Here is a 3,298-nt window from a genome sequence, read left to right as displayed (position 1 = left end):
GTCGTCGTCGCCACCCGGCAAGGTGGCGCCGAACGTGTCCAGCGCGTCCAGCAGCGACGGCTCCGCCGGGTCGGCCCGCTGGTGTTCGACTCCGACGGGCTGGCCCGTCGGGGGCTGCTGCTGCGTCACCTGGTGATGCCGGGCCTGCTGGCCGAGACCGAGGCGGTGCTGCGGTTTGTGGCCGGGGAGTTGGGGCCGGAGACCTATGTGGACCTGATGGCCCAGTACCACGCCGCCGGCCTGGTCGGCAAGAGTGGCCGGGACGGCTATGGCGAGATCGACCGGCACCTGTATCGGGAGGAGTACCTGCAGGCGGTCGACATCGGCCACGGCCTAGGGCTGCGGCTGGACGTCCGCAGCGTGGCCAGCGCGGCACGGCTGGCTCCCGCCGATTCCATGGCCTGACGATGCCGAGCGGTGTCGCAGGCTCATCCGGAACCGGCCGGCGGCAACGCGAACGGGTCCGCCGCCTCGACGTCCGGACGGGGCCGGCGATGGCCCCACGCACAAGGAATGGCTCGAAATCGCCGGCAGGCAGCGGCTCAGCGGGCTGCGGCCCTGGCTCCGACGGGTCCGGGCCGAACCGCTCAGTCAGAGCGGTGTAGCGACGGCCGGCTAGGGACCAGTGGGGTCTCGCCGGTTCGGAGCCCGTTACGACGCTGGGTGGCTGCCGCCTGCCAGCCCCTGCTGGGCCGCTCGCCGCCGCCTGATCAGGTCGTCAGTGCCCCAGTCGGCCAGCTTGACCAGCGGTACGGTGGTGACCTGCTCGCTGGCGAACAGCTCCCGGGTCGCCATCCTGACCGATTCCGTCCGGGTACCGGCCGCGAACACCACCAGGTCGTGGTTGAGCACCTCCGGATCCACGTACACCGTACAGCCCAGCAACGCCCCCAGTGGGGGCAGGGCACCCAGCTGATAGCCGGCGAAGTCGCGGGCCAGTTCCTCCTCGCTGGCCAGGCGGGCGTGGTGGTCGCCGAGCGCGTCACGGACCAGGTGCAGGTCCAGCCGGCAGGAGGCCGGGATGACCACCAGCACATAGCCAATCCCGGTGCGGACCGCGAGCGTCTTGAGCACGTCGCCGGCGTCGATGCCCAGCGCCCGGGCCTCGTCGCTGGAGGTGGAGACCTGCCGGTGGACGAGCAGCTCGAAGGCGCTGCCCCGTTGCTCCAGGTGCTTGGTGAGGGCCGACATCGCACGCCACCTCCCAGGCCCGCGAGCCTGCGGCGGCCAACTGGACGCCTTGTTCACGGCACGCGGCGGTCGTGGCTACCGTACACGGCCCCGACGGCGGCGCCGAGTGGAGTCTGGGTTGAACCCAGGCGTCGCAAGGAGCCAACGCATGCACATGCGGCAGACTCCGTCGAGGTCGCCCGTCGGCGTCGACACCCACAAGCACAGTCACACCGCGGCGACGCTGCGGCGCTTGGCCCGCCGGATCCGGAAGCCGACCGCCGAGGCCGCCGACCACCGCCAGGCCATCCTGGTGCTGGTGCGAGCCTGGCGACCCGACCTGCTCACCCGAACCGGGGCCGGCCCGATCGTGGCCGCCACCGTGCTGTGCGCTTGGTCCCACCCCGGCCGCTGCCGCTCCGACGCGGCGTTCGCCATGCTGGGCGGGGCCGCCCCCATCCCCGCCTCCTCTGGCCAGACCGTCCGGGTTCGACTCAACCGCTCTGGGAACCGTCAGCTCAACCAGGCCCTGTACACCGTGGAGCTGCTGGCCACCGTCGCGTTGTCAGGGCCCATGGGGCTGCGGGTGCAGGAGTTGCCGACCAGCCCCAGCAGTGCGTCCCACGATGTTCGCGTACGGCCCGATGCGCGGGATCCACCCCGCCGGTCGGGGCTGCCATCACCGCTGGCTTCCGGTGGGCTGGAGTTGGTTGGGGCGGGCCTCCCGGGCCAGCCGCACCAGCGTGGCCAGCACGGCCACCGACAGCAGGCTGGAGACAGCGACCGAGAGGGCGCCCAGGACCGGCGAGGCGATGTCGAGCAGGTTGGGCTGGCCGAGGGCGTGAGGAACCGAGCTGATCCGGTTGGCCCAGGTGCCGTACTGGTCGGCCGGCGGCTCGACGATGGCGTGGGTCACCTGGAGGGCGACGAACAGAACAGCCACCAACCCCACCCGCACCCACGGCCGGTGGCGCAGCAGGAGGAGGTCCAGGACGAAGATCGGGTAGACGAGCAGGCTGATGGTGAAGGGCGTGAGGTCGGGGGTGAATGGCCAGCCGCTGTTGTCGGCCCGGAGCACGTGGTCGATGTGGTGGAGGAAAGCGAGGACGACGACGCCGAGGAGCATCCACTCGCCGAGGGTGAACCGCCGCCTCGAGGAGGGGGCTGGCTGGGTGGTGACCGTGGAGCTGTTCACTGCTGGCCTCCGGACCTAGATCTTGTCAATGTCAAGATACGGCCGGCGGGCCAGTCTTGTCAATGGCAAGATTGAGGATATGATCGAGGAGTGACCACAGCTCCCGGGGCGGGCAAGGACGCTCGGCCCTACCATCACGGCGACCTCCCACGGGCCCTGCTGGAGGCCGCCGTGCAGGCGATCCTCGAGGTCGGGCCGGCCGCGGTCAGCCTCCGGGACCTGGCCCGCCGGGCCGGGGTCTCCCATGCCGCCCCGGCCCACCACTTCGGCGACAAGGCCGGCCTGCTGACCGCCGTCGCCGCCGACGGGTTCCGGCGGCTGGCCGCAACCCTCGGCGAGACCTACGAGGCCACCGGGAGCTTCCTGGAGGTCGGCGTGGCCTACGTCCGCTTCGCCGTCACCCACCGGGCCCACTTCGAGGTGATGTTCCGCCCCGAGCTGTACCGCACCGACGACCCCGAGCTCGTCCGGGCCCGGGACGCGGCCAGGGCGCTGTTGTACCCGCCGGCCGCCGACGTCGCCAACCGCACCGACGGCGGCGACGACCTGCGGGCCGGCGTCGCCGCCTGGTCCCTGGTCCATGGGCTGGCCACCCTCTGGCTGAACCAGAATCTGCCACCGCAGCTGGGCGACGACCCCGAGCAGATCGCCCGCCAGGTCGCCCACTACCTCTTCTGAGCGGCGCATCCATCGTTGACGTCTCGGGGCGCAGCTCGAGTGGATTCTCCGCACCTCGCTGAGCGACCCGGCGGGCTCAGGAGAGGCGGCGTGCGAGTTCGGTTGGGTACTCGGGGAAGTAGCGGGAGATGTCGCTGAGCGAGAACTGGTCCAGGATCGATGTGGCCCGCTCGCGCTCGAGGAGAAAGCGGAAGGACTCCCGCACGACTCGCTCGAGGTCGTCGTCGCCGAGCTCGAGCCCCTCGCCAAGCCGCT

At 71.5% G+C, this 3,298-nt stretch carries 4 protein-coding genes and 1 pseudogene; 3 read left to right on the top strand and 2 right to left on the bottom strand.

The features are described 5' to 3' along the window. The coding region (locus VF468_28195; protein ID HEX5882165.1) for a hypothetical protein at nt 1-405 on the top strand (405 nt) is incomplete at its 5' end. Between the two features lie 246 nt (nt 406-651). Here the strand turns inward: VF468_28195 and VF468_28190 are convergent. Continuing rightward, complete coding sequence (locus VF468_28190; protein HEX5882164.1) at nt 652-1,191, bottom strand: YbaK/EbsC family protein; 540 nt, start codon at nt 1,189-1,191, stop codon at nt 652-654. A 334-nt stretch (nt 1,192-1,525) separates the two neighbouring features. On the opposite strand from VF468_28190, the pseudogene VF468_28185 reads away from it, so the two are divergent. Beyond that, nucleotides 1,526-1,717 (top strand): annotated as a pseudogene (locus tag VF468_28185) (transposase). 132 nt (nt 1,718-1,849) lie between these two features. Here VF468_28185 and VF468_28180 read toward each other — a convergent pair. After that, complete coding sequence (locus tag VF468_28180) at nt 1,850-2,365, bottom strand: hypothetical protein (protein HEX5882163.1); 516 nt, start codon at nt 2,363-2,365, stop codon at nt 1,850-1,852. 90 nt (nt 2,366-2,455) lie between these two features. On the opposite strand from VF468_28180, the gene VF468_28175 reads away from it, so the two are divergent. Further along, nucleotides 2,456-3,043, top strand: a complete 588-nt coding sequence (locus VF468_28175; GenBank protein ID HEX5882162.1) for a TetR/AcrR family transcriptional regulator — start codon at nt 2,456-2,458, stop codon at nt 3,041-3,043. Nucleotides 3,044-3,298 lie beyond the last annotated feature (255 nt).

The sequence above is a fragment of the Actinomycetota bacterium genome, assembly GCA_036280995.1.
In the GTDB taxonomy this organism is placed as follows: domain Bacteria; phylum Actinomycetota; class CALGFH01; order CALGFH01; family CALGFH01; genus CALGFH01.
Note: the sequence above shows the minus strand (reverse complement) of the source record. Positions and strands in the feature narration are given on the sequence as shown.

Bases quoted from the DNA above. Each gene is read 5' to 3' on its own strand.
- VF468_28190 (HEX5882164.1), bottom strand. From the start codon at position 1,191: ATGTCGGCCCTCACCAAGCACCTGGAGCAACGGGGCAGCGCCTTCGAG.